This window comes from Streptomyces sp. NPDC006733, assembly GCF_040636125.1.
GTDB lineage: Bacteria > Actinomycetota > Actinomycetes > Streptomycetales > Streptomycetaceae > Actinacidiphila.
In genome coordinates, this window is sequence record NZ_JBEYJD010000041.1 from 20,019 (window position 1) to 43,745 (window position 23,727).

Here is a 23,727-nt window from a genome sequence, read left to right on the forward strand (position 1 = left end):
ACCGTATGACTCTGCCTGAGCAGAGCCCTGCTCGCGGCCGGGCAGCCTTCCACTGGCGGCGCCAGGACACCGTCCGCACCGCCGGGCTGCTGGCGGTGATTCTCGCCCTGCACGTCGTCGCCTTCGGCGTGTTGCTGGTGCTGGTGGTGCCCAACAACTACCGCGTCGGGTCCGAGGCGTTCGGCCTCGGACTGGGGGTGACCGCCTACACCCTGGGTATGAGGCACGCCTTCGACGCCGACCACATCGCCGCCATCGACAACACCACCCGCAAGCTGATGGCCGACGGCAAGCGCCCGGTGTCGGTCGGCTTCTGGTTCGCCCTCGGCCACTCCAGCGTGGTGGTCGCCATGGCCGCGCTGGTGGCCTGCGGCGCGCAACTGGCCGGAACGCTGATGAACGACGACTCCGCAACGCATCAGACGCTCGGGGTGATCGGCACCAGCGTCTCCGGAACGTTCCTGTACGCGATCGCCGCTCTCAACCTGGTGGCGCTGCTGGGCATCCTGCGCATCTTCAAAGCGATGCGGGGCGGCAACTACGACGAGGCCGCGCTCGAAGCGCACCTGGACTCACGGGGATTCATGAACCGTGTCCTGGGGCGGCTGACGAAATCCATCACCCGACCGGGCCAGATGTATCCGATCGGGCTGCTGTTCGGCTTGGGCTTCGACACCGCAACCGAGGTGACGTTGATGGTGATGGCCGGAAGCGGCGCCGCGGCGGGGCTGCCCTGGTACGCGATCGTGTGCCTGCCGCTGCTGTTCGCCGCCGGGATGAGCCTGTTCGACACCCTCGACGGAACGTTCATGAACTTCGCCTACCAGTGGGCCTTCTCCAACCCGGTGCGGAAGGTGTTCTACAACCTGGCCATCACCGGCCTGTCGATCGCGGTGGCCTTTGTCATCGGCACCATCGAGCTGGTCGGGGTCCTGCACGACAAGCTCCAACTGACGGATGCGCTCACCGGCTGGGTGGCCGGACTGGACCTGGACAACGTCGGCTACGTCATTGTCGGACTGTTCGTCCTCGTCTGGGCGGCAGCCCTGTCCTACTGGCGGCTGGCGAAGGTCGAGGAGCGCTGGACGGTGCGGGCTGCGGAAGGCAGCTGAGCTCTCAACCGCAGTCGGGGGTTGCCCTCCACCCGTTCCCGGACGGAGCGCCTTCGCGGTGCCTCGTACCGTGCCCTTCGGGGCACGGTACGAGCGCGGTCAGATGGTCGGGATCCCCTGCCAGGGGGTGTCGGCGTCGGCGTCGCCGGGCGCGCGCAGCGCCTCTTCGACGGTGTTGGCGAGGACGAAGACCTGCAGGGCCCCGGTGAGTTCCAGGACATGTCGCACCGAGCCGCTGATCGCGGCCAGGACAAGTGCCGCACCGTCCCGTCTGGCGTGCTCGCGGAGCCGCAGGAAGCGGTTGAGGCCCTGGGAGTCGCAGAAGGTCACCCCGGAGCACTCCAGGACCAGCCGTCCGCACCCGTCGCCCAGCGCGCGGCCCGCCGCGTCGCCCAAGAGCTGCTCGGTGTTGCAGTCGAGCTCCCCGGACACCGCCAGGACGACCACGCCCTGCCGGACGGGGCCGATCGGACGCACCCGCAACGGCTCCATCGTGACCACCCCTGCCCTCTCGCCTCCACCACTTACGAGACCCTCTTCCACCGCGTCGAACCGTGTGGACGGTATCTGTCTACCCCAGGTGGAACGACACAGTCCCCCCTGCCCAGAGGACGGGTACGCCCGGTGCCGTGCCTCGCGTCGCGGGGCGGATCCGTCCGCCGCGGGCGGGCAGCAGGTGGTCGAGCAGGTGCCGATGGTTCGTCTCCTCCCGAACGCCCCGCGCACCATCCTTCTGCAGGGCCTCCCCCAGCAGCTGTCCCACCTCACCGCCGACGCGTTGCGGCCCTGACGAGCCCGAGCACAGCCGGTTGGCCGTCAGGGGGAGCGCTGCAGGCACCAGCCGGCCGTCGAAGGTGTCGGGGGGCGGCCACGAAACCTGGGCCGGTTCCCTGCCCGGCGCTGTGCGGGGGCTGTCGCAGGGTCGGGGTGACCGGTGATCGCCGGTACCCGACCGGTTGCAGCGTCACGGCAGGTGATCGGGAGCGGGCTCATCCCGAGTCTTCGCTCGCCGGGGCGGGCAGGGCGGGCACGCCGAGGGCCAGGAGCGCGGTGTCGTCGTCGAGCCCTTCGCCGAAGCCGGCCAGCAGCCCGGTCAGGGAAGTGATCAACGCCTGCGGGCCCGCAGGCGGCTGGGAGGCGACGAAGGCGCTCAGGGCGTCCTCCCCGTAGAGCTCGCGCCGGGGTCCGGTGCGGGCCTCGGTCAGGCCGTCGGTGTACAGCAGCAGGGTGTCGCCCGGCAGCAGCTGGGTGCGGGTGGGGATGAACCGGGCGTGGGGCAGGACGCCGATGAGCATCCCGCCGGGGGTGGGGAGATAGGCGGCGGTGCCGTCCGCGCGCTGGACCAGGGCCGAGGGGTGGCCGCCGGAGGCGAGGTGCACCCCCACCTGCGCGCCCCCCAGCTGCAGGGTGCCGAATATGGCGGTGCAGTAGCGGGTGTCGCCGCTGGAGTACCGCTCGTGCAGCACCGTGTTCAAGGTGGTCAGCACGGTGACGGGGTCGGGGTCGTGCAGGGCGGCGGCGCGCAGCGTGTAGCGCGTCAGCGAGGTCAGCGCGGCGGCCTGGGGGCCTTTGCCGCAGACGTCGCCGAGGAAGAACGCCCACCGGTCCACGCCCAGCGGGAACAGGTCGTAGAAGTCGCCGCCGAGCAGGACCGGAGATGCCGTGTGGTAGTGCGAGCTGGCCTCCAGGCCGGGAACTGCGGGCAGTGCGGCAGGCAGCAGGCTCTGCTGCAGGACAGTCAGCGCTTCCTGGAGCCGTTCCCGGTCGGCGTCCGCCTGCGCGCGGGCCTCCTCGGCCTGCTCGCGCGTGTCGTCCGCCTGCCGGCGCGCGTCCTCGGCCGCCTTGCGGCCGCGCAGCAGTTCCATCTCGTAGGCGCGCCGGTCGCGGGCGTCGAAGACGGTGGTACGGATCAGCAGCGGCTTCCCCTCGCCGCTGACCTTCACCTTCGAGGTGACCAGCACGGGCATGCGCTGCTTGCCGGCGGTCTTGAGGTCCAGGGCGACACCGCTGACTTCGCCCTTCATCTGCAGCAGCGGTGCGAAGTGCGTCTCGTGGTACAGCTTGCCGCCCACCGTGAGCAGATCGGTGAAGCGCATTCGTCCCACGACCTGCCGCCGGTCGAGGCCGAGCCAGTCCAGCAAGGTGGTGTTGATCTTCGCGATGGTGCCGTCCATCATCGTCGACAGGTACCCGCACGGAGCCTGCTCGTACAACTCCTCCGCGCTGTCCTCCAGCATCGAGGTGAAGAGCGCGTCGGTGGCGTCGACGTCCGGCTCCCCGTCCGAGTCCTGATCGGTGCGGCACATCATCGGCTCCCTCCGATGAAGCCGGTGATCGCCCCGACGGTGGCTTCGGGTGCGCTCAACTGCGGGCAGTGCCCCGTCGCCTCCAGGGTCACCAGGCAGCTGCCGGGGATCGCCGCGTGCACGTACGCGCCGACCTCGCGGGGGGCGATCGCGTCCTGCCGGCACTCCAGAACCAGCGTCGGCACCGCGACCGTTGTGAGATCGGCGCGGCTGTCGGACAGGAACGTCGTCCGGGCGAAGACGCGGGCCATCTCCGGATCCGTCGCACAGAACGAGGCGGTCAGCTCCTGGCCCAGCTCCGGCCGGTCCGCGTTCCCCATGATCACCGGTGCCATGGCCGCTGACCAGCCCAGGTAGTTGGATTCCAACGACTCCAGCAGCTCGTCGATATCGTCCGCGCTGAACCCGCCCCGGTAGTTCCCGTCGTCGACGTAGCGCGGCGAGGGGGCGACCATCACCAGCCGGCCGAATCGCTGGGGTGCCATGGCGGCCGCCAGCACGCCGACCATCGCGCTGACCGAATGTCCCACAAACGTCGCATCCCGCAGGTCCAGCTCCTGGCAGACGTCCAGCACGTCCCGCGCGTAGCCCTGCAAGGAGCTGTAGCGCTGCTCGTCCCAGGCCGAAGGATCCGCTTGGCCCGAGCCCACGTAGTCGAAGAGCACCACGCGGAAGTCCTCGGCCAGAGCGGGGAGCACCAGGCGCCACATGTTCTGGTCGCAGCCGAACCCGTGCGCCAGCAGCAGCACCGGCCCATCTGCCCGACCGGTGACGGTGATGTTGTTCCTTCGACGGATGTCCATACCCGTCAGTTTTCCATCAGCCCGCGCCGCCGGAAGCAGGGGCTCCGTTCCGGGGCTGCCCCCGGTGCGCGGGCTTCCTTCGAGGATGCGGTCGAACCGTACCCGGCTCACGGCGACGGGGTCCGACCCACACGGAGCCGGACGGGCGTGGCGGGCTCGGTCGACGTATCCATAGGCCATTCCTTCGCTGTGGGTCCCCCGTATGCACGCGCACCTACCCGCTGCGGCGCAGGGCACGCCCGGTTGACGCAGGGAGGAAGGGGCGGCGAGTTGGCCGGCGCGACGGCCCTGCGGGCGCGGTGCGTGATCGGCGCGCCACCGGGCATACCCGGGTGCTTCTGTTCAAATCGCCCTCGTGGCACGGGGTCCGGGCCTCGTGGCACGGGGTCCGGGCCCACCTCACCCGGGCATGGTGGCATCACCCGGTCGCATCGGGGGCAGGCGCTTCGCAGTTCGCCCTTGGGTGAGCGGTGGTTGCCGAAGCGGGGAATGCGAGAATGGCCGCAGTCTCGGACGGGAAACAGGAGGGGCCTCGGATGCAGGAGACGCCACAGGATGGGCGCACCATGTCCCGGCAAGCGCGGCTGCAGGCTGTGGCGTCGTACGACGGGAAGTCCCCCGTGATCGGGGAGGCTCGCCAGTTCACCGCTGCCTTCTTGGACCGGGCCCTCGCTCGGGGCGTGGCCGTGGGCGCGGTGCGGCGGGGGGATGCTCTGCTGGTGGTCAGTGAGCTGGTGACCAATGCCGTACGGCACGCACCGGGGCCGTGCACCCTCGCCCTCGACCTGCAGGACGGCCGGTTGGAGATCGCCGTGTCCGACACCTCGGCGCGGGCGCTCGAGCCGCAGCCCTTCGAGCCGCGGCGTATCGCGCAGCACGGTTTGGAGATCGTCCTGGCCCTGTGCGCGGACCTGAGCACCGATGTCACCGATGCCGGAAAGATCGTCCGAGCCCACCTCCCGGTGGTCTGATCTTGTCCCGGCGCTTGGCAGGCCCCTGCGGAAGTTGACATCGGCCGGACCTCTGCGTTGGGCTGAGGTCCAGGCGGCTCACACGGTCGGCGGCAGCCGCAAGCCGCTCAGGAAGGTGGCACCTTGCACAGCGAACGCATCCAGATCCGCCGGTCCCGCACCGCCCGGGGCATCAGCGTCCTGGTCCCCTCCGGGGAACTGGATTTCAACAGCGCCCCGGCCCTGCAGGCCGCCATCACCGCGGCCGGCCGGCTGCCCTGCGCCGTCGTGGACCTGAGCCACATCACGTTCATCGACTCCACCGGGATCACCGCCCTGCTGGGCGCCGGCCGCACCCTTGAGGAAGCCGGGGGCTGGCTGCGGCTGTGCAGCATCCCCGAAACGCCCCTGCGCGCCATAGAGCTCGTCGGCGTGGACCAGGTCATCGACGTGTACCCCACCTTGGACGCGGCCCTGCAGACGTAGGCAGCGCCCCGCCGGCCCTGACCGACCCGGCGTGGGCTTCCCTGGCGGCGGAGCCGCCTGGTTCAGCCCTCCTCGCCCGGGCCGTGCCACTCGCAGAACAGGACCGTCGCGTCGTCTTCCAGCCGCCCATGGTGGTAGTCCATGACGGCGTGCATGAGGCGGCGCAGGGTCTCGTCGACGGGCAGGTTGTCGGCGTGGTGGCGGATGATGAAATCGGTGAAGCGTTCCACCCCGAATTCCTGGCCGTCGGTGTCGCGGGCTTCGGTGATGCCGTCGGTGAACAGCAGCAGCCGGTCGCCGGGCTCCAACTGCTCGGTGCACTGCCGGATCGGCAGATTCAATCCGCTGCCCATCGGGCCGGCCGGCGGGCAGTGCAGGGTGCTGGCCCAGCGGCCGCCGCGGATCAGGACCGGCAACAGGTGGCCGCGGTTGACCCAGCTGAACCGACCGGTGTCCAGTTCCAGGTCGGCGAGGATGCCGGTGGCGTAGCGGCTGTGCCCGAACTGCTCGACCAGGGTGTCCTCGATGGCTTTGCTGGCTTCGGGGATGGTGGCGCCGGCCCGGCGGTGGCTGCGGCAGGTGGACATCGCGAGCGCCGCGGTCAGCCCCGCCGAGGTGTCGTGGCCCATGGCGTCGAAGACCGCCAGGTGCAGCGTGTCACCGGCCAGCGCGTATTCGAAGGCATCCCCGGCCACCTGGTAGGCCGGTTCCATGAACGCGCTGATGGTGGCCCGCTGGTCGGAGAACGTGCGCGGCGGCATCAGCGCCCACTGCAGTTCCGCCGGCACCCCCATCGGCCGGGTGCGCGTCAGCCGGGCGTGGGAGTCGCTGTTGGCGCGCTTGGAGACCAGCAGCAGCCCGGCGATCGACGCCAGGGCCCGCATCACCTCCTCGTCGGGCCGGTCCTCGCCGGGGCCGGGCTCGACGTGCAGCACCCCCAAGCGTTCGGTGCCGTCCAGCACCGGTACCCAGCACGCGCCGCCGCGCGCCGGCACGATGAGCTGGGTGAGCTGGAAGGCACGGCCCGGCAAGGTGCCCTCGATACGGCACTCCTCGCCGCCTTCACCCGCGGTCAGCCCGTTGCCGGTGACCTCGCGCAGCACCTCCTCCTGCAGGTCCGCCACGAACAGCCTCGCCCCGCCCGCTCCCGCCTCCTGGGCGGCGGCGTCCAGCAGGCGGGGCAACCGCTCGAACGGCGCTGTGTGACTGGCGTGCAGCAGGGTCGTCAGCGCCCGCGCCAGGACCGCGGCCGTCACGTCTGCCACAGCAGTCCCACTGGCTGCAGCACTGTGACGCCCACTGCGCCGGCGTCCCACGCGTCCGTCATGATCTGTCTCCTACCGCAGGCAAGCACCGCCAGGTCACCCCGGCTCCATGGCGGGGCGGTCGGGGAGAGCACCCTCGCCCCTTGACCATGGTGCGCCTACCCCGACCGGCGACCCCGCCCCGAACGGAAAGAACCCTACGTCGCGCCGCTCACCCGCGCGGTCGCGCCGGCACCGATACCCGGCTGCCGGGACACGGCGAGTCCCGGCTCCCCGCCTGGGCGCGGCCCCTTGGAACGCACCGGCCCGGCATGACCGTATGACTTCGATCACCACCGCCGGCGCAGCCGTCACACCGAGGCCGTCTGCCCCACGCGCGTCACGGCTCGGCCGTTTCTGCGGGCGGTGAGGCCCTCAGCGACCTACTGCGGCCGCGTAGGAGGAAGCCTCGGCGGACACGGGACGGAGCGTCATGCCTTCCGGCGGAGCTGATCGGTGTGCTGGGTGATGATGTCGATGCGTTCCGCGAGGTCGCGATGGCCGGCTTGCAGGTGGGTGCGGGAGTCGGTCAGCGGTGCGAGGAGGTGGACGGCCTCGCTGTGGGCCAGAGCGTCGGCGAGTTGCGCGAGGGGAGTTTCGGCGCGGGCCGGGAGGTCGGTGAGGGCGGTGATCTGGCCGGCGAGCTGGCGCAGGTCGGCGGCGTTGTCGCGGGCCCACGCGGTGACGGTGCGGTCGGCGGCGCGACGGTTGCGGGTGGCTTGGACGCGTTGTTCGCCGGTGGCGCCGGGCGCCCCGGGACGCACGCGCAGGTAGCGGCGTTCCGCGGCCTGGCGGCTGGCGACCCCGAGGGGCGGGGCGAGGTCGGCCCAGCTGGCGCCCGCGTCGCGGGCGGCCTCGATCAACGCCGGTTCCCAGCCGGCGAGCTGCGCGCGCAGTTCCCGCAGGAGCAGGAGGGCCGCCAAGGCCTGCTCGCAGCCGGCCGGCTCGTCGCGCGGGTGCGGTTCGGGGCGGGGCGCATGCGCGCCGAGGACCGCCTCGTGGATCTGATGCAGGGCGGTCGCGGCGGCGGGCAGGGAGGCGGGTTCGGTGGGGTGCGAGGCCGGCATGGGGCAGTCCTTTCGCGAGCGTCACCCTTCTGACGACACTGCGGTTGTCATCGCTTGGATGACATGTTACAACGGATGCACCTTGCAGCGCATTGGCAGTTCCTGCCTGAACCAACTGGAGGTGTTTCGCGATGTTGATGCGCACTGACCCGTTCCGCGAGATGGACCGGATCGTCCAGCAGCTGACGGGGACGTCGGGGACGTGGTCGAAGCCGTCCGTCATGCCGATGGACGCCTACCGCGACGGGGAGCAGTACGTCATCGCCTTCGACCTGCCCGGCGTGCGTACCGAGGCGCTGGATATCGCCGTCGAGCGCAACATGCTGACCGTCAAGGCGGAACGCAGGCCCGTCGACCAGGGCGACGTGCAGGTCGAGCTGGCCGAACGGCCCCTGGGGGTGTTCTCCCGGCAGGTGATGCTCGCCGACACCTTGGACACCGAGCGCATCCAGGCCGACTACGACGCGGGCGTGCTGACCCTGCGCATCCCGATCGCCGAGCGCGCCAAGCCCCGCAAGGTCAGCATCGGCAGCGCCGAGAACCGCCAGCAGATCAGCAGCTCTGCGGCCTGACCGACCGCGGAGGACGGGGCGCCCCTCTCCCGCGTTCCCGTCCTCCGCCCGGCCACCCGCACCGGACTCCGAAGGTCCCCATGGTCCTGCGACACGAATCCTTCCTCGAGAACGTCCAAGAACGGGGCGAGTACGCCACACGCCAGGAAGCCGACCACGCGGCCCGGGTCGTTCTGGCGCTCCTGGGGGCACACCTGGTCGGCCAGGTCCGCGCGGAGCTGGCCGCCCGGCTGCCGGAAGCCTTCGCGCTGATCCTGCTCAACCCGTTGCAGGCCGCCGAGCCGCTGACTCCCGAACGGTTCGTGCGAGCCACCGCGGCCTGGATCGAAGGGGCCACCGAGCACACCGCGCTCTGGGACGTCAGCGCCGTACTCAGCACGGCCGCCGATACGGCCGGAGACGACCTCACCGCCCGGATCCTGCTCCAACTCCCCCCGGGCTACGCCCCGCTGTTCGGCCACCCCCGCCACACCTGACCCCTCGCCAGGCGCTGCGCTGTCCCTGCAGCCGCCGGATCACGCGGGCGGTCCGTTCCGCCATGCCCACCCGACCCCCTCGCATGAGAAAGGCGACCACCGATGCTCCCTCCCCAGTCCGCACCCGCCACGACCAGCGTCGCCACGCCCTACGAGCAGCTGCTGGAACAGATCCGGTACAACGGCGCCTACCCGACCCGGGAGCACGCCGCGGAGGTCACCCACGCCGTCCTGGCCGCCCTCGGCCGGCAGCTCACCGGCGACGAACGCGTCGACCTCGCCGCCTGCCTGCCCGTCGAGGCCGCCCTCACCTTCACCGCCCAGATCCCCACCGTCCGCCCCCGCACCGGCCAGCAACTCGTCCAGGACCTCGCCGCCCGCACCGGAGGAACACCCGCCACCGCACGCTGGGACGCCGGCACCGTCCTCACCACCATCGCCCACCGCATCGACCCCCACCTCCTCGACCGCATCCTCGCCCAACTGCCCACCGGCTACGCCCTGCTCTTCGGCCGCGCCGAGCTCCTCCGAACCGCCTAGCGCGTCCGCGGTGCGCCCCGACGGGGTCTCCCGGATGGTTGCCGGGCGCAAGGGCGGGTGCGGCGGAGGCCGTCATCGGCGTGCCGTGCGACCGGCGTGGATGGTGGCGGCCCGGATCCCCCGCGACCCAGCTCCATGGCCGCGGTTCTGGACTACCCGCGCGGCGCCGCCGATCGCGCTGGAGGTGACGGCGCACGCCGATGGCCCAGCGGGAAGCGGAAGGGTCGCGGTCCGCGATGTGATGGCGGCCGCTGGGCGGGTTCCGGTGGCTCCGGCCGGGAGGGACCCCCGAGCCGTCGGCGTCGGGCGGGGGCGCGCCCCCGCCCCGGACCTGCGAACTTCCGCCGGTGTCGGAAGCCGGTCAGGCGGGGAGCTGCTTGATCCCTTCGGGCGCGGGTAGGCGCACGAAGTGCTGAGGATGCTGTGGGTCGTGCTGGTGGGATGTCTTGCGGTGGCAGGTGCCGCTCTGGCAGTGGTGGTGTCGCCGTGGTGGTGGTTTGCCGGGGGCCCGCTGCTGGCCCTGCTGGCGCTCGCGGTGTGGGATCTGCTGCAGCGGCGGCATTCGGTGCTGCGGAACTATCCGGTGCTGGGCCATCTGCGGTTCGCCCTGGAGAGCATCCGCCCCGAGCTGCGGCAGTACTTCGTGGAGAGCAACGTCGAAGGCCGGCCCTTCGACCGCGACACCCGCAGCATCGTCTACGAGCGGGCCAAGGGCACCGACGCCGAGGAGGCCTTCGGCACTGAGCAGGACCTGTACGCCACCGGCAGTGAGTTCCTGATCCCCTCGATGGCGCCGCGTCCGGTGCGCACCGAGGTGCCGCGGGTACGCATCGGCGGACCGGACTGCACCCAGCCCTACGACATGGCGCTGCTGAACGTGTCCGCGATGAGCTTCGGGTCGCTGTCCTCGAACGCGATCCTCGCGCTGAACACCGGGGCCGCGCTGGGCGGATTCGCCCACGACACCGGCGAGGGCGGCCTGTCCGACTATCACCTGCGACCGGGCGGCGACCTGGTCTGGGAGATCGGGACCGGCTACTTCGGCTGCCGCACCGACCAGGGCGACTTCGACCCCGGGCTGTTCACCGAGAAAGCCGCGCACGAACACGTGCGGTGCGTGTCGCTGAAGCTCAGCCAGGGCGCGAAGCCCGGCATCGGCGGTGTCCTGCCCGGTGCCAAGGTCACCGCGGAGATCGCCCAGGTCCGCGGAGTCCCGCAGGGCAGGACCATCACCTCGCCGCCGTACCATCGGGTCTTCTCCACCCCGCGGGAACTGGTCGTGTTCGTCGGGCGGATGCGGGAGCTGGCAGGCGGCAAGCCGACCGGGTTCAAGCTGTGCGTCGGCTCGCGCACCCAGTTCCTGGCGGTGTGCAAGGCGATGGTCGACGAGGGCATCACCCCGGACTTCATCATCGTCGACGGCGCCGAGGGCGGTACCGGAGCTGCACCGCTGGAGTTCGCCGACAACATCGGCATGCCACTGACCGACGGTCTGACCACCGTCCACCAGGCGCTGGTGGGCGCGGGGCTGCGCGACCGCATCAAGGTCGGTGCGAGCGGGAAGGTCGCCACCGGCAGCGACCTGGTCAAGCGGCTGCTGCAAGGCGCCGACTACACCAACGCCGCCCGCGCGATGATGTTCGCGGTGGGCTGCATCCAGGCCCAGCGCTGCCACACCAACACCTGCCCCACCGGCGTGACGACCCAGGACCCGCGCCGGGCCCGCGCCCTGCACGTGGCCGACAAGTCTCAGCGGGTGCAGCGTTTCCAGGAAGCCACGGTCAAGAGCGCCCTGCAGATCATGGCCTCGATGGGTGTGGACAGCCCCGCCGAGCTGGCCCCGCACATGCTGCTCCGCCGCATGGACCCCGTCACCGTCCGCTCGTACGCCGAGCTGTACCCGCCGCTGGCACCGGGTGAGCTGCTCCACCAGGCGCCGCAGTCCTGGGCAGCGGACTGGAAGGCGGCGGACCCCGACCGCTTCACCGTCTGACCCGCGCCCCCCTCGCCGTCCCCGCCCGCAGCCTGAACCGGAGGTTCCATCCCGTGGCACGCACCGTAGCCCGAGTGATCATCGACGCCCTGCACGAACTCGAGGTCGGACACGTCTTCGGCGTGGTCGGCGACGCGCTCAACCCCCTGACGGACGCCATCCGCACCACCGACGGCCTGGAGTGGGTGGGCTGCCGCCACGAGGAGGCCGCCGCGTTCGCGGCAAGTGCCCAGTCGCAGCTGTCGGGGAAGCTGGGGGTGTGCATGGGCACCGTCGGCCCCGGATCGATCCATCTGCTCAACGGCCTGTACGACGCCGCGAAGAGCCGCACCCCGGTCCTGGCCATCGCCGGACAGGTACCGCTGGCCGAAGTGGGCAGCGACTACTTCCAGGAGGTCGACAACGACCTGCTCTTCCGCGACGTGGCCGTCTACCGCGCCACGGTCACCTCCCCCGACCAGATGCCGCGCCTGCTGGAGGCGGCGGTGCGCGCCGCGATCGGCCACGGCGGCGTCGCGGTCCTGACGGTCCCGGGCGACCTCGGCGACCAGGAGCTGACCCAGGACCGCGCCGCGCGCTTCCCCCGCACCCGCCAGCTCACCCGCCCCGACGAGCCCGGCATTCTGGAAGCGGCCGAGATCGTCAACGCCGCCGAAAAGGTGACCTTGCTGGTGGGCCGGGGTGCCCGCGACGCCCGCCAGGAGGTCCTGGCTCTGGCCGAGCACCTCAGCGCACCCATGGTGCTCACCCTCAAGGCCAAGGAGGGGTTCGAGGGCGAGAACCCCTACCAGGTCGGGCAGACGGGCCTGATCGGCAACCCGGCCGCCGCCGGCGCCCTCGATGAGTGCGACACCCTGCTCATGCTCGGCACCGACTTCCCGTACCGCGACTGGTATCCCACCGACTGCCGGGTCGTGCAGATCGACACCCAGGAACAGAACCTCGGCAAGCGGGTACCCATCGACGCCGGACTGGCCGGCGACACCGGCGCCACCCTGCGCGCCCTGCTGCCGCACCTTCGCGCGAAGGCGGACCGCAAGCACCTCGACTCCGCGCGCGAGCACTTCGCCACCTGGCAGGCGGGCCAGCAGCGGCTGGCCGATCCCGCCCATGACACCAAGCGCTGGACCGGCCGGCTGCGCGGCGCGCTGGACAACCGTGACCACGACATCCGCCCCGAGGCCCTGGCCGCCGTCATCGACACCTGCGCCGACGACGACGCGATCTTCACCTCCGACACGGGCATGGCCACCGTGTGGCTGTCGCGGTTCGTCACCATGCACGGCGACCGCCGCCTCATCGGCTCCTACAACCTCGGCTCCATGGCCAACGCCATGCCCATGGCCCTGGGAGCGCAGCTGTGGGCGCCGGACCGCCAGGTCGTGGCGTTCTGCGGTGACGGCGGCATCAGCATGCTGCTGGGCGACCTCATGACGATCAAGACCTACCAGCTGCCGGTGAAGCTGGTGGTCTTCGACAACCGCCGACTGGGCATGGTCAAACTCGAGCAGGAACAGGCCGGGCTGCCCGAGTTCGGTACCGAGCTCGACAATCCCGACTTCGCCGCGGTCGCCACGGCCCTGGGACTGACCGGCATCCGGGTCACCGACCCGGCCACGCTGGCCGACAGTGTCCGCCGCGCCTTCGCCACCCCGGGCCCGGTCCTCCTGGACGTGCTGACCAACCCGCAGGAGGTCGCCGTTCCCGGCAAGCCCACCGTGCAGCAGGGCTGGGGATTCGCTATCGCCAAGGTCAAAGAACTCCTGCAAAGCCACGAAGGCTGACCACCGCAGCGGCCGCACATCCTGCGACCGGAGCCGCTTGGGCCCGGGACGGTGCCGTGCTCACCCGATGAGCGGGCGCTGTCCCGGCGGCCGCCGGTCACGGGCGCGACCCCGGGAGCGCTCGCGCCGGGCCCCCTGACCACCTCGAGCGCTGGGACGGAGCCCGCCGGTTGGCGCGTTGAGGGGGTGTCCGGGCCGGGCGTGGTGCCTCCTACCGCCCAAGGGTCGGGTGGTGCCACAGTGGAGGCCATGAACGAACACCCCCCACGGGGCGGCCGCGCGGCGGCCGGCCAGGCGAGGTTGCGGCCGGCCGGACTCCGGAGCGCCTGGTGATCGATGCGGATCGGGTCGAACTGGCCGCGGGTGTGCACGAACCGGCGTCGGGCCAGGCCTCCTTCATGGAGGCCGTTTCCTGTGTCGCGGGCGAGGCGTGGTCGGACCGGCCGGCCTGCGTCTCTCCACTGATCGGTGTCTTCTGCAGGGCGTGGAACGACGCCCTGCCGGACTCGGACCGTACGCGCGTGCTGCGGCCCTTCATCCGTCGCGTCATCGGCACGGCGACCATCCTCGACATGGAACAGCTGGGCCTTCTGGCCACCCTCGTCACCGAGGACGCGATGCGCCACTCCCCTTGCATGCCTGCCGACTGCAGGCGCGCGTGGATGTGCATCGACTGGCTCATCCGCACCTACGCAGCCACCTGGCTCCGGCTGGCAGGCGAAGACACCGCCCTCCTGGACGCGCTGCCCGAGGTCACCTCCGCTCGGCGCGACGACTGCCGTCACGGCCGCGGTGGCCGCGGCTACGTCCAGTACGGCGAGATCCTCATCGAGGCGCTCCGTTCCGAGACCGCCACGCTGTGGACGGATTGCCAGGACATCATCGTGCAGGCCGGCGCGGTCGCCGGCGCGGACGCGGCGCTGGAGGCCGTTCGCCGGGTTCCCGAACTCGCCCCCGACGCACCGGAAGGCCAGGTCACCGGTGCCGCCGCGCTGGCGACGAGCGTCGCTCGGAGCGCCATGATGACGGTCGTGATCAGGGCCGTCGGGGCCGAGGAATGGAAGCAGTTGCAGGCCGACCGCCGTGCGACGCTGCCGGTGGCCCGGCACGCCGCTTGGCAAGCCGCTCAGCAGGTGTTGCGGACGGCGCCCGCCCCGTCGGTGCGCGCGGCCAAGCGGGCCGCCCGGCGTGCCACCGGACCGGACGCGCGCCGCCTCCAGAAAGGGCGCGACGACGTGGCGCGTCGCGATGCCGAGGACGTCACTCGGCTCGCACTGCGGCGTCTTCCCGGGCCCTACGTGTGGATCCGTGCCAAAGGCGCGGGCTTGGCCGTCGTGCTGCACTCCCGGAAGGCCCTGAGCCGCTACGGGCCCGAGGAACTCCGCAGTGCTGTCAAGGAGGCCGCCGTGCGCGCCTACCGCGAGGTCTGGGACAACGCTCCGTGGCAGCCGGCGATGGCCGTCGCGCAGGAGACCGCCCGGCAGGCGCTCGCTCCCACCACCGCCGAGCTGCAGGACTCCGCCGCGGCCCTGCTCGGTCGCCTGGCCGCACGCTGATCGGCCGACAGACGGGATCACGGCGATGCGGCCACCCGCCGGCTGCAACTCCCAGCAGGGGAAGCTCGAAACCTGACAGCTCGACGCCTCGCAGGCGTCGACAGCGGCCCCAGGCGTCGTGCGCGCTCACCGACACCGCCATCCGCCGGTTGTCCGCACCCGCCGGGCTGACCCCTTGAGACCCCCTGCCCGAGCACCGGCTTGCGGCACCACGCCTCCGGCACCCGCACGGATGTCTACCGCGCTGGTTTGACGACACATCCGGTGCCGGTGCCCTACGCTGCGCCGATGCGCAGCGCCAGGGTACGGGTCGGACAGCTGGTCGGAAGGCATCTTTGGGCGGTTGACCTGGTGCTGGCGGTTTCGCTCACGGCGGTCACGATCATCTTCGCCGTGGAGTCCGAGACGCACGGGTGGCGGGCGTACGACGCGTTCGCTGCCCTGCTGACGGTGGCGGTGAACCTGCCGGTGGCCCTGCGCCGCCGGTGGCCCTGGCCGGTGTTGCTGGTCAGCAGCTCCGCACTGGCCTGCTACCTGGCTGCGGGCTTCCCGCCGTCGGAGAACCTCTGGGCGCCGATGCTGGCGTTGTACACCGTGCTGGTGTGCCGGCCACCGCGTGCGGCGCCGGTCGCGGCCGCCTTGGTGGGCACGCTGTGGGTGTGGGCCGGCTTCGCGTCTCGCACCACCGGTGAGGTCGCTTTCGGCCAGGCGACGATCGGCGTGGGCGTCGTCTGGGCGTTCGGCGCGAGGATGCGCGAGTCCGCCGAGCTGAACGATCGGCTGGCCCTGCTGGCGGAGGAACTGCGGCGGGAGCAGGCGGCGCGGGCGCACCATGCGGTGACTGAGGAGCGGTTGCGGATCGCCCCCGAGCTGCACGATGTGGTGGCGCACCATATGACGGTCGGGTCAGTTCAGGCCGGGCTGGCCCGGTACGTGTTCGAGCGCGATCCGGACACCGCCAGCGCCGCCCTGGACACCATCGGCACCTCGATCCACGAGGCGTTGGAGGAGATGCGGGGCCTGCTGGAGCTGCTGCGCGTGCGGGCACCGGAGCCGTCGGCGCCGCACCGGGTCTGCGGGCCGGCCCCAGGGACGGAGCGGCTGTCGGAACTCGCGGCGCGGATGCGGGCGGCCGGACTGCTGGTCGAGATGAGCGTGACCGGGTCTCCGTACCCCTTGCCGACCGGTGCCGATCTGGCGGTGTACCGGATCGTGCAGGAGAGCTTGACCAACGTGCTCAAGCACGCCGGCCCGGTCAAGGTTCAGGTCCTGCTGCACTACGGCCCACAGGGCCTCATCGGCTGGATCATCGACGACGGCACCGGTACCGGAGTGACGGATCCGATCGGCCCGGGCGGGCACGGAACTGTGGGGATGCAGGAACGCGTCCATCTCTACGGTGGGACCCTGCACGCCGGCCATCGGAGCGGCGGCGGCTACCAGGTGGTGTTCACCCTGCCGGCCCAAGCCCCCGACGGCAGCCCCGGCCCCGGTCGTGGGGATCCGGCCGACTGACGGGGAGCTGAGCTGTGACAACCGTGCTGGTCGTCGACGACCAGGTCCTGGTCCGCAGTGGACTGGCGGCCCTGATCCGGGCAGCTCCCGGCCTGGACGTGGTCAGCGAGGCCGGCGACGGGGCGACGGGGCGACGGCCTCGGGCAGCAGACCCACCTTCACGGCCTTCGTCTCGATCGGTGCACCTTGATCGGAGCACATGATCAGACGAAGGCTGTGTTCCTGTCCCAGAAATCCCTATGCAGGTGATCACGTTCGAGGCGCATTTCGATCCCTGTGGGTACAACGTCGGGCATTGATCAGGAAGCGGTGGCGGTCTTGGGGTCTTCTTGGGGAGACTCCTGAGCATGCCTGACAACTCGCTTCGTCGCCAGCCTGACAGGTGCGAGGCCCAGGTCGTCGCGGACGGGCTCCGGGTAGTCGACGGTCTCGCGACCACCGAGTCCGAAGCCGTCTTGACCGCCCATCGTGACCGGCATCAGCGGTTGCGTCGTGCGGTGACACTGGTCGAGCTGGAAGGCCCCTCCACGGTCCAAGTCGCAGCATCGAACTTGTTGATCATGTCGGGCACGCTCACCACTGCTCTAGCGGCCATGGCTGCGAACGCCAGCTCGGAAAACCGCCGCAAGTTCCAAGAATCGTTGCGCGCCTACATCCGGCTGATCACGCCCTTCGTTGACGCAGCTGCCGCTGCGCTCAATGAGACGTAAGTGGGCTGGTGAGCACGATCCGGAGCAACTGGGCCTTAAGGAACAAGGCCAGAACCTGTTCCTGATCCATGCATGGCAGTCGTTGGCGAACGTTGCATTGCGCAAATGTTCAAGAATTCCGGCGGAGGTCCGGCAAGGATCGAGGCGGTCACACGAGCCAACTGTGGGATCGCGCCGGGCGGTCGGCGGTCCGGACCCATCCGGGTTCACGGGGTCGCCGCCTGCGCCTGGCATCCTCATCGGCAACGCAGCAAGGAGACCCATGAAACGCCTACTGATAGTGATCACGGCCGCTCTGGCGGCGTTCGCGTTCATGATCACCGGTGCGAACGCGGCCACCGCCGTATCCACCGGCCGGAGCGACGCGTGCAACTCGTACGCCTGTGGAAGCGGGACGTTCACCTCCACCGACGCCTACACCCTCAAGGGCGCGATGTCCGTGAAGCTGACCTGCGGCAAGGGACAGAACCTGGCGGCGATCAAGATCATTGTCGAGGGTGTGGACGGCAAGCAGCAGAGTGGGGCGCAGCACACCATCGGCAAGTGCGGCCAGCTGACGCTCTTCTCGAACCTCACGTGGCATCAGGCCAGCGCGATCCGCTGGTGGCGGGTGCTGGTGAACTCCACCAACGGCCAGGGTCCGAGCGGATACCACGAGACATACGGGAACCTGGTCTATCCGTAGGCCCCGCTGCGGATCACCGTCGATCGCCGTCCTACCCGTCGAGGCCGGATCACCCGCGAGGCCCCGGAGCTCCTGCAGCCGGACGTGGCCGTGATCTGCGATACCGAGACCACCGACCTATACGGGCAGACAATAGAGGTCGCCGTGATCAACGCGGCAACCGGCAGGAAGTTGATGGACACGTTGGTGAAGCCCATTGCGACGATCACGCCGGGCACCTCCTGAAAAGGCCGGGTTCCAGGATTCCCGGAAGACGTTGAGGTCCAACCCATAGGTCTCTGGGCACCTGGCGGGTATCTGGCCGGTGTGTTTTCCGCTAGTGCGAGAAGCCTCGCCGATGTTCGGCGGGGCTTCTCGCACGGTGTGGGCTCAGGTAGCGTCGGGCAGGGATTCAGGGCCCTTGGTGACGTCCCGTGCGTCCAGGGACGGGCTGTTGCGGCGCCGGCAGTCCATGATGCTGAAGATCAGCTGAACGAATGCCACCGCCGCTGCGGCTACTGCGGCGCCGTGAGGACGCGGTCCTCGGGCGGCCCCCCGACGAACTCGATCACGGCGGTGCTCCTGGTGGGGGCCGGCCGCTTGCGCCAGCGGCCTGGCCCTTCGGTCCGGACGGTCAGAGCGCCAGTGCCGAGTGCAACTCGCTGAACCGCTCCCGCAGGTCCCCCGTGGCGATCGGATCGATCTCCATCTGCAACTGACACGTGGTGTCGTCACCGTTGGGAGTCAGGCGCGCGAAGAAGGCGAAGCCGTCCCCGGCCGGCACCGCGGTCAACCGCAGCGGATTGTTCCGGCCGGGAGTGAGCGCCGCCGAGAAGGACGCACCCGACGGCGCGCACAGGCCCGAGAGCATCCGCGAAGCGAAGTCCACGACCTCCTCTGCGCTGAGATCCGCCTCGAAGTCAGCGGTGAGGTGAGAGAACCAGTCCGCGGCAATTTGCCAGCTGTCCTCACCGGTTCGCGTCAGTTCCACCCACGCCCCATCGCCGCCGAGCCGTATCTGCGGCCGTTCCATCGTCGCCCTTCGACCATCGCGCCTGTGTTCACGATCCTAGGGGGCGGGCCTCCGCCATCAGGCGTCCTCGCAGCTCGTCCGCCCTCCCCCACACCCGGCGAAGCGGCCTGGCCGGAGGGTTGGCTAGTCGAGCGCCGGATGGACCTCCGGATGGACCTCCGGATGAGCGTCCCACCAGGCGCGGTGGAACGGGTTGTTGTCGACGTTGGCCAGGTAGGCGTGGGCTGCCGCGTGGTAGAGCCGGTCGGCCTGCTCGGCCGGGACCGCGGAGCGGTTCCAGGCCAGGCGGATGCGGCCGGTGATCGGGGTGCCGATGAGCGGCCGCATCACCGTGCCCGCGGTCGCGGGTGCGGTCGGCTGGCTGAGGGCGACCGCGCGGCCTGCGGCGATCAGGCTGTAGTGCATCTGGCGGTCGCCGATGCGGTAGCGCAGCGAGGGGACGAACCCGGCCTTGGCGCAGGCTCCGATCAGGGCCTCGGGGCCGCCGTCGTCGTCCTCCACCAGGGTCATCCACAACTCGTCGGACAGGTCGGCCAACGCGATCTGTTCCTGGTCGGCGAGCGGATGCTTGACCGACATCCGGATACAGAAGGGCTCCTTCGGGATCAGGGTCCGGGCCAGGACGCCCTCGGGGAGCGGGACCTCGTGGTCGTTCACCTCGCCGTAGGCGATGGCGTCGTACTGCCCGGCGCCGAGCATCCGGGCCAGCGCGGTCACCGAGTCCTCCAGGTCCACGGTGATCTCCTGGCCGGGCAGGAACCGGTCCGTCTGTTCGAGCAGGCCATCGAGCAGCACCAGCAGAATGCAGCCCAGCCGCAGTGGAGCGCCGGTGGAGATGGCCCGGGCCTCCGTGCCCAGCGCGTCCATCTCGCTGAGCACCCGGCGCGCCCGGGCGAGGACGAACTGGCCCAGCGGGGTGGGTTCGACCCCGTGCCGGCTGCGCACGAACAGCTCTCCGCCGGTGACCCGCTCGACCCGGCGCAACTGGGCGGAAAGTGCAGGCTGGGACACCCCCAGCAGGCGCGCCGCACGACCCAGACTTCCCGCTTCCGCAATCCGGCAGACAGCTTGCAGGTGTCTCAATTCCAGCTGCATCCGAGCAGCGTACGCAGTGCGCCGCCGCCGCACCATAACCCACGTCTTATGCCCGAAGGGATGACCCGCAATTGCCATGTCCACACCCATACTCGGCGGCGACGAACCAGTCTCCCCCCACGAACGGAGTGGACGTTGCACCCCACAAGACTGACCGCGGCGGTGGCAGCGCTCGCGCTGACCGCCAGCCTTGCCGGTGCCCTCGCCGGCACGGCATCGGCGGCGCAGCAAGCCAAGCCCTCACCGGCGCAGAAGGCCACCCCTCTCTCGCGCGCGGTCGCTGCCGCCGACCGGGCCGTCACGAGCGGTCTCGACACCCTGGTCAACTCCCCGCAGGAGCAGTACGAAAGACGCCTGGTCACCCCCTGGGTGAAGGATCTGTACTCCATCTCCTACGACCGCAGCTACCGCGGCCTGCCGGTCGTCGGCGGTGACGCGGTCGTGCTCGCGGACGGCAGCGGCGACGTGCGCGCCCTGCAGTCCGCGTCGTCCGTCCCGATCCACGTGTCGACCACCGCGTCCGTCACGGCGAAGACGGCCGAGGCCGCCTCGCGGGCGAAGCTCGCCACGGTCGACAAGGTGCTCAGCAACCGGCTCGTGGTCAAGCTCAAGGACGGCCAGCAGGCCCTGGCCTGGGAGACCGTCCTGTCGGGCCGGACGAAGTCCGCGCCCAGCAAGCTGCACGTCTTCGTGGACGCCCGGACCGGCAAGGTCCTCGACACCCACGACGAGGTGGAGGCCGGCACCGCCAACAGCAAGTGGAACGGCCCGGCCCCCGTCACCATCGACACCACCAACTCGGGCGGCACCTACTCGCTGCGTGACCCGAGCAGGACCGGCCTGAGCTGCGCGGACTACAGCACCGGCACGGTCTTCTCGAAGTCCTCGGACAGCTGGGGTACGGGCAATCCCACCAGCAAGGAAACCGGCTGCGCGGACCTGATGTTCGCCGCGCAGAAGCAGTGGGACATGCTCAGCCAGTGGCTCGGCCGCAACGGCGTCAACGGCAGCGGACGCAGCTTCCCCGCCAAGGTCGGCCTGAACGAGCTCAACGCCTACTGGGACGGCAGCTCGGTCACCATCGGCCACAACAGCGCCAACGAGTGGATCTCCGGCATCGACGTGGTGGCCCACGAGTACGGGCACGCCATCGACTCCACCACCCCCGGCGGCACCAGCGGCCAGGAGGCCGGGCTCGGCGAGGGCACCGGCGACATCTTCGGCGCGCTGACCGAGGCGTTCGCCAACGAGCCGTCCCCCTACGACACCCCGGACTACACGGTCGGCGAGGTCATCAACCTCCAGGGCCGCGGCCCGATCCGCAACATGTACAACCCGCCGGCCGTCAACAACGACCCGGCCTGCTACAGCTCCGCGATACCGGGCACCGAGGTCCACGCGGCCGCGGGGCCCATCAACCACTGGTTCTACCTGCTCGCCGAGGGCACCAATCCCGGCGGCGGCAAGCCGAACAGCAGCACCTGCAACTCCACCACGCTGACCGGCGTGGGCGTCCAGACCGCCGGCAAGATCTTCTACGGCGGCATGCTGCTCAAGACCAGCAGCATGTCCTACAAGAAGTACCGCACGGCGACGCTGAGCGCGGCCAAGTCGCTCGACCTCGCGACCTGCAACCTGTTCAGCAAGACCAAGGCCGCCTGGGACGGCATCAGCGTGCCCGCCCAGGCCGGTGACCCGACCTGCACCCCGAGCGGTCAGAACAACGACTTCTCGATGACGCTGAGCCCGGCGTCGGGCACCGTCCAGCAGGGCGGCTCGACCACCACCACGGTCGGCACCACGACCACCACCGGCACGGCCCAGTCGGTCACCCTCACCGCCAGCGGCCTGCCGTCCGGCGTCTCGGCCTCCTTCAACCCGGCCACCGTGCAGTCCGGCCAGTCCTCGGTGCTGACGCTGTCGGCCACCGCCAACGCGACGCCCGGCGCGGCCACCGTGGTCGTCAAGGGCCAGGGCACCACCCTGTCCCACACCGTCGACTACACGCTCAACGTCGGCGGCACCACGCCCGGCACCGACCCGCCGAACATCAACGTCGCCAACATCCAGGCGCACCTGACACAGCTCAACACCATCGCCTCCCAGAACGGCGGCAACCGCCGCGCCGGCAGCGGCGGGTACACCCAGTCGCTCGCCTACGTGAAGGGCAAGCTGCAGGCCGCCGGGTACACCGTCTCCGAGCAGGCCTGCTCCAGCTGCACCTACCCGTCGAACAACCTGATCGCCGACTGGCCCGGCGGCCCCGCCGACCAGACCGTGATGTTCGGCGCGCACCTCGACAGCGTCTCGGCCGGCCCCGGCATCAACGACAACGGATCCGGCTCGGCGACCCTGCTGGAGAACGCGCTCGTCCTCGCGCAGCAGAACCCCACCATGACCAAGCACGTGCGCTTCGGCTGGTGGACCGACGAGGAGCAGGGCCTGAACGGCTCGAAGTTCTACGTCAACCAGCTGAGCAGCACACAGCGTGCCGCCATCAAGGGCTACTACAACTTCGACATGGTCGGCTCGCCCAACGGCGGCTACTTCATCAACAACGTCAACTCCACGACCGCCGCGCCGCTCAAGGCGTACTGGGCCTCGCTGAACCTCGCCCCCGAGGAGAACGTCGAGGGCCAGGGCCGCAGTGACGACGCGTCCTTCCAGGCGGCCGGCATCCCCACCTCCGGCTACGCGGCCGGCGCCAGCGCCCGCAAGACCTCCGCGCAGGCGGCCAAGTGGGGCGGCACCGCCAACGCCGCCTACGACGCGTGCTACCACAGCTCCTGCGACACCACGAGCAACGTCAGCGGCACGGTCCTGGACCGCAGCGCCGACGGCGTCGCGTACGCCATCTGGAAGACGGCCGTCGGGAGCACCACCCCGGACCAGGACTTCTCCATCGGCGTCAACCCGTCCTCCGGCAGTGCCAACCCGGGCGGCAGCACCAGCGCCACGGTCAACACCACCACCGTCAGCGGTGCCGCGCAGACGGTCAACCTGTCGGTCTCCGGCGCGCCCGCCGGCGTGACCGCGACCGTCAGCCCGTCCTCCGTGCAGTCCGGCAGCAGCGCGACGCTCTCCGTGCAGGTCGGCGCCAGCGCCCAGCCGGGCACCTCCACCTTGACGGTCACCGGGGTCGGCACCGCCACCCACAGCACCACCTACACCCTGACGGTGGGCGGCACCAGCACCTGCACCCCGCGCCAGCTCGTCGTCAACGGTGGCTTCGAGAACGGCACCACCCCGTGGACCACCACCACGAACGTCATCACCAACCAGGCCGGACAGGCGCCGCACGGCGGCACCTACAAGGCCTGGCTGAACGGCTACGGCACCCCCCGCACGGACAGCGCCTCCCAGTCGCTGACCATCCCGGCCGGGTGCACCAGCAACCAGCTGTCGTTCTTCCTGCACATCGACACCGACGAGACCGAGGCTGTCGCCTACGACAACTTCACCGTCTCGATCGGCGGCCAGACGCTGGAGACCTTGTCCAACCTGGACGCCAACTCCGGCTACACGCAGAAGACCTACGACGTGTCGGGCTTCGCCGGCCAGACCGTCGTCCTGCAGTTCAACGGCGTGGAGGACCAGTCCCTGCAGACCTCCTTCGTCGTGGACGACGTCACCCTCCAGGTGAGCTGACGCCCGCCTGAGCTTGTGGTGAGCATGCCCTGAGGGGCGTCTGTCCCGGCCGTGCGGCCGGGACAGACGCCCCTCGGCCGTGTGCGGCGCGGGCGTAGCCGTTGCCGGCAGCG

Annotated in this window: 20 protein-coding genes and 1 pseudogene; 14 read left to right on the plus strand and 7 right to left on the minus strand. The window is 70.6% G+C overall.

Annotated features, from left to right (window positions below; genetic code table 11):
- Positions 1-5 precede the first annotated feature (5 nt).
- Positions 6-1,112, plus strand: a complete 1,107-nt coding sequence (locus ABZ721_RS30630) for a HoxN/HupN/NixA family nickel/cobalt transporter (protein ID WP_358792011.1) — start codon at positions 6-8, stop codon at positions 1,110-1,112.
- 99 nt (positions 1,113-1,211) lie between these two features.
- On the opposite strand, the gene ABZ721_RS30635 is transcribed toward ABZ721_RS30630, so the two are convergent.
- The 3 genes from ABZ721_RS30635 to ABZ721_RS30645 form a co-directional block, all read right to left on the minus strand.
- Positions 1,212-1,604: an STAS domain-containing protein gene (locus ABZ721_RS30635; RefSeq protein WP_358792012.1), complete on the minus strand. Its 393-nt coding sequence runs from the start codon at positions 1,602-1,604 to the stop codon at positions 1,212-1,214.
- A gap of 497 nt (positions 1,605-2,101) precedes the next feature.
- Positions 2,102-3,418 carry a SpoIIE family protein phosphatase gene (locus tag ABZ721_RS30640; RefSeq protein WP_358792013.1) on the minus strand — a complete coding sequence of 439 codons (1,317 nt, stop codon included), beginning with the start codon at positions 3,416-3,418 and terminating at the stop codon, positions 2,102-2,104.
- Positions 3,418-4,221, minus strand: a complete 804-nt coding sequence (locus ABZ721_RS30645) for an alpha/beta hydrolase (protein WP_358792014.1) — start codon at positions 4,219-4,221, stop codon at positions 3,418-3,420. The genes ABZ721_RS30640 and ABZ721_RS30645 overlap by 1 nt, the downstream gene beginning before the upstream one ends.
- A 566-nt stretch (positions 4,222-4,787) precedes the next feature.
- On the opposite strand from ABZ721_RS30645, the gene ABZ721_RS30650 reads away from it, so the two are divergent.
- Positions 4,788-5,192: an ATP-binding protein gene (locus ABZ721_RS30650; RefSeq protein WP_358792015.1), complete on the plus strand. Its 405-nt coding sequence runs from the start codon at positions 4,788-4,790 to the stop codon at positions 5,190-5,192.
- 123 nt (positions 5,193-5,315) lie between these two features.
- Positions 5,316-5,657, plus strand: a complete 342-nt coding sequence (locus ABZ721_RS30655) for an STAS domain-containing protein (RefSeq protein WP_358792016.1) — start codon at positions 5,316-5,318, stop codon at positions 5,655-5,657.
- Between the two features lie 62 nt (positions 5,658-5,719).
- On the opposite strand, the gene ABZ721_RS30660 is transcribed toward ABZ721_RS30655, so the two are convergent.
- Both ABZ721_RS30660 and ABZ721_RS30665 read right to left on the minus strand, forming a co-directional pair.
- Positions 5,720-6,913, minus strand: coding sequence for a PP2C family protein-serine/threonine phosphatase (locus tag ABZ721_RS30660; protein ID WP_358792017.1), 1,194 nt, complete (start codon positions 6,911-6,913; stop codon positions 5,720-5,722).
- Positions 6,914-7,392: 479 nt separating this feature from the next.
- Positions 7,393-8,028, minus strand: coding sequence for a type III effector protein (locus ABZ721_RS30665; protein ID WP_358792018.1), 636 nt, complete (start codon positions 8,026-8,028; stop codon positions 7,393-7,395).
- A 131-nt stretch (positions 8,029-8,159) separates the two neighbouring features.
- Here ABZ721_RS30665 and ABZ721_RS30670 point away from each other — a divergent pair, with 131 nt between their 5' ends.
- From ABZ721_RS30670 to ABZ721_RS30715, 10 genes and pseudogenes are all read left to right on the plus strand, one after another.
- Complete coding sequence (locus tag ABZ721_RS30670) at positions 8,160-8,600, plus strand: Hsp20/alpha crystallin family protein (protein ID WP_358792019.1); 441 nt, start codon at positions 8,160-8,162, stop codon at positions 8,598-8,600.
- Between the two features lie 80 nt (positions 8,601-8,680).
- Positions 8,681-9,076 (plus strand): DUF2267 domain-containing protein, encoded by a 396-nt coding sequence (locus ABZ721_RS30675; protein ID WP_358792020.1) that lies wholly within the window; start codon positions 8,681-8,683, stop codon positions 9,074-9,076.
- Positions 9,077-9,178: 102 nt separating this feature from the next.
- Positions 9,179-9,616 carry a DUF2267 domain-containing protein gene (locus ABZ721_RS30680; protein WP_358792021.1) on the plus strand — a complete coding sequence of 146 codons (438 nt, stop codon included), beginning with the start codon at positions 9,179-9,181 and terminating at the stop codon, positions 9,614-9,616.
- 418 nt (positions 9,617-10,034) lie between these two features.
- Positions 10,035-11,609, plus strand: a complete 1,575-nt coding sequence (locus ABZ721_RS30685) for an FMN-binding glutamate synthase family protein (protein WP_358792061.1) — start codon at positions 10,035-10,037, stop codon at positions 11,607-11,609.
- Positions 11,610-11,662: 53 nt separating this feature from the next.
- On the plus strand, positions 11,663-13,393 hold the full coding sequence (locus ABZ721_RS30690) for a thiamine pyrophosphate-dependent enzyme (RefSeq protein WP_358792022.1): 1,731 nt from the start codon (positions 11,663-11,665) through the stop codon (positions 13,391-13,393).
- Positions 13,394-13,914: 521 nt separating this feature from the next.
- A complete protein-coding gene (locus ABZ721_RS30695; RefSeq protein ID WP_358792023.1) occupies positions 13,915-14,949 on the plus strand; it encodes a hypothetical protein in 1,035 nt (344 codons plus the stop codon).
- Positions 14,950-15,237: 288 nt separating this feature from the next.
- A complete protein-coding gene (locus ABZ721_RS30700; protein WP_358792024.1) occupies positions 15,238-16,464 on the plus strand; it encodes a histidine kinase in 1,227 nt (408 codons plus the stop codon).
- Between the two features lie 14 nt (positions 16,465-16,478).
- Positions 16,479-16,589: pseudogene (locus tag ABZ721_RS30705) on the plus strand (DNA-binding response regulator); the annotation flags it as partial.
- A gap of 222 nt (positions 16,590-16,811) precedes the next feature.
- Positions 16,812-17,174: a hypothetical protein gene (locus tag ABZ721_RS30710; RefSeq protein ID WP_358792025.1), complete on the plus strand. Its 363-nt coding sequence runs from the start codon at positions 16,812-16,814 to the stop codon at positions 17,172-17,174.
- 262 nt (positions 17,175-17,436) lie between these two features.
- Complete coding sequence (locus tag ABZ721_RS30715; protein ID WP_358792026.1) at positions 17,437-17,859, plus strand: hypothetical protein; 423 nt, start codon at positions 17,437-17,439, stop codon at positions 17,857-17,859.
- Between the two features lie 613 nt (positions 17,860-18,472).
- Here ABZ721_RS30715 and ABZ721_RS30720 read toward each other — a convergent pair.
- Together ABZ721_RS30720 and ABZ721_RS30725 are read right to left on the minus strand one after the other, a co-directional pair.
- On the minus strand, positions 18,473-18,871 hold the full coding sequence (locus ABZ721_RS30720; RefSeq protein WP_358792027.1) for a hypothetical protein: 399 nt from the start codon (positions 18,869-18,871) through the stop codon (positions 18,473-18,475).
- 123 nt (positions 18,872-18,994) lie between these two features.
- Positions 18,995-19,966: a LysR family transcriptional regulator gene (locus tag ABZ721_RS30725; RefSeq protein ID WP_358792028.1), complete on the minus strand. Its 972-nt coding sequence runs from the start codon at positions 19,964-19,966 to the stop codon at positions 18,995-18,997.
- Positions 19,967-20,128: 162 nt separating this feature from the next.
- On the opposite strand from ABZ721_RS30725, the gene ABZ721_RS30730 reads away from it, so the two are divergent.
- Positions 20,129-23,614 carry a M28 family peptidase gene (locus ABZ721_RS30730; RefSeq protein WP_358792062.1) on the plus strand — a complete coding sequence of 1,162 codons (3,486 nt, stop codon included), beginning with the start codon at positions 20,129-20,131 and terminating at the stop codon, positions 23,612-23,614.
- The last annotated feature ends 113 nt before the right edge of the window (positions 23,615-23,727 follow it).

Excerpts from the sequence above, each read along its gene's own strand:
- ABZ721_RS30630 (WP_358792011.1), top strand. The coding sequence starts at position 6 with ATGACTCTGCCTGAGCAGAGCCCTGCTCGCGGCCGGGCAGCCTTCCAC.
- ABZ721_RS30635 (WP_358792012.1), bottom strand. The coding sequence starts at position 1,604 with ATGGAGCCGTTGCGGGTGCGTCCGATCGGCCCCGTCCGGCAGGGCGTG.
- ABZ721_RS30640 (WP_358792013.1), bottom strand. The coding sequence starts at position 3,418 with ATGTGCCGCACCGATCAGGACTCGGACGGGGAGCCGGACGTCGACGCC.
- ABZ721_RS30645 (WP_358792014.1), bottom strand. The coding sequence starts at position 4,221 with ATGGACATCCGTCGAAGGAACAACATCACCGTCACCGGTCGGGCAGAT.
- ABZ721_RS30650 (WP_358792015.1), top strand. The coding sequence starts at position 4,788 with ATGTCCCGGCAAGCGCGGCTGCAGGCTGTGGCGTCGTACGACGGGAAG.
- ABZ721_RS30665 (WP_358792018.1), bottom strand. The coding sequence starts at position 8,028 with ATGCCGGCCTCGCACCCCACCGAACCCGCCTCCCTGCCCGCCGCCGCG.
- ABZ721_RS30670 (WP_358792019.1), top strand. The coding sequence starts at position 8,160 with ATGTTGATGCGCACTGACCCGTTCCGCGAGATGGACCGGATCGTCCAG.
- ABZ721_RS30675 (WP_358792020.1), top strand. The coding sequence starts at position 8,681 with ATGGTCCTGCGACACGAATCCTTCCTCGAGAACGTCCAAGAACGGGGC.
- ABZ721_RS30680 (WP_358792021.1), top strand. The coding sequence starts at position 9,179 with ATGCTCCCTCCCCAGTCCGCACCCGCCACGACCAGCGTCGCCACGCCC.
- ABZ721_RS30685 (WP_358792061.1), top strand. The coding sequence starts at position 10,035 with ATGCTGTGGGTCGTGCTGGTGGGATGTCTTGCGGTGGCAGGTGCCGCT.
- ABZ721_RS30700 (WP_358792024.1), top strand. The coding sequence starts at position 15,238 with ATGCGCAGCGCCAGGGTACGGGTCGGACAGCTGGTCGGAAGGCATCTT.
- ABZ721_RS30710 (WP_358792025.1), top strand. The coding sequence starts at position 16,812 with ATGCCTGACAACTCGCTTCGTCGCCAGCCTGACAGGTGCGAGGCCCAG.
- ABZ721_RS30715 (WP_358792026.1), top strand. The coding sequence starts at position 17,437 with ATGAAACGCCTACTGATAGTGATCACGGCCGCTCTGGCGGCGTTCGCG.
- ABZ721_RS30720 (WP_358792027.1), bottom strand. The coding sequence starts at position 18,871 with ATGGAACGGCCGCAGATACGGCTCGGCGGCGATGGGGCGTGGGTGGAA.
- ABZ721_RS30725 (WP_358792028.1), bottom strand. The coding sequence starts at position 19,966 with ATGCAGCTGGAATTGAGACACCTGCAAGCTGTCTGCCGGATTGCGGAA.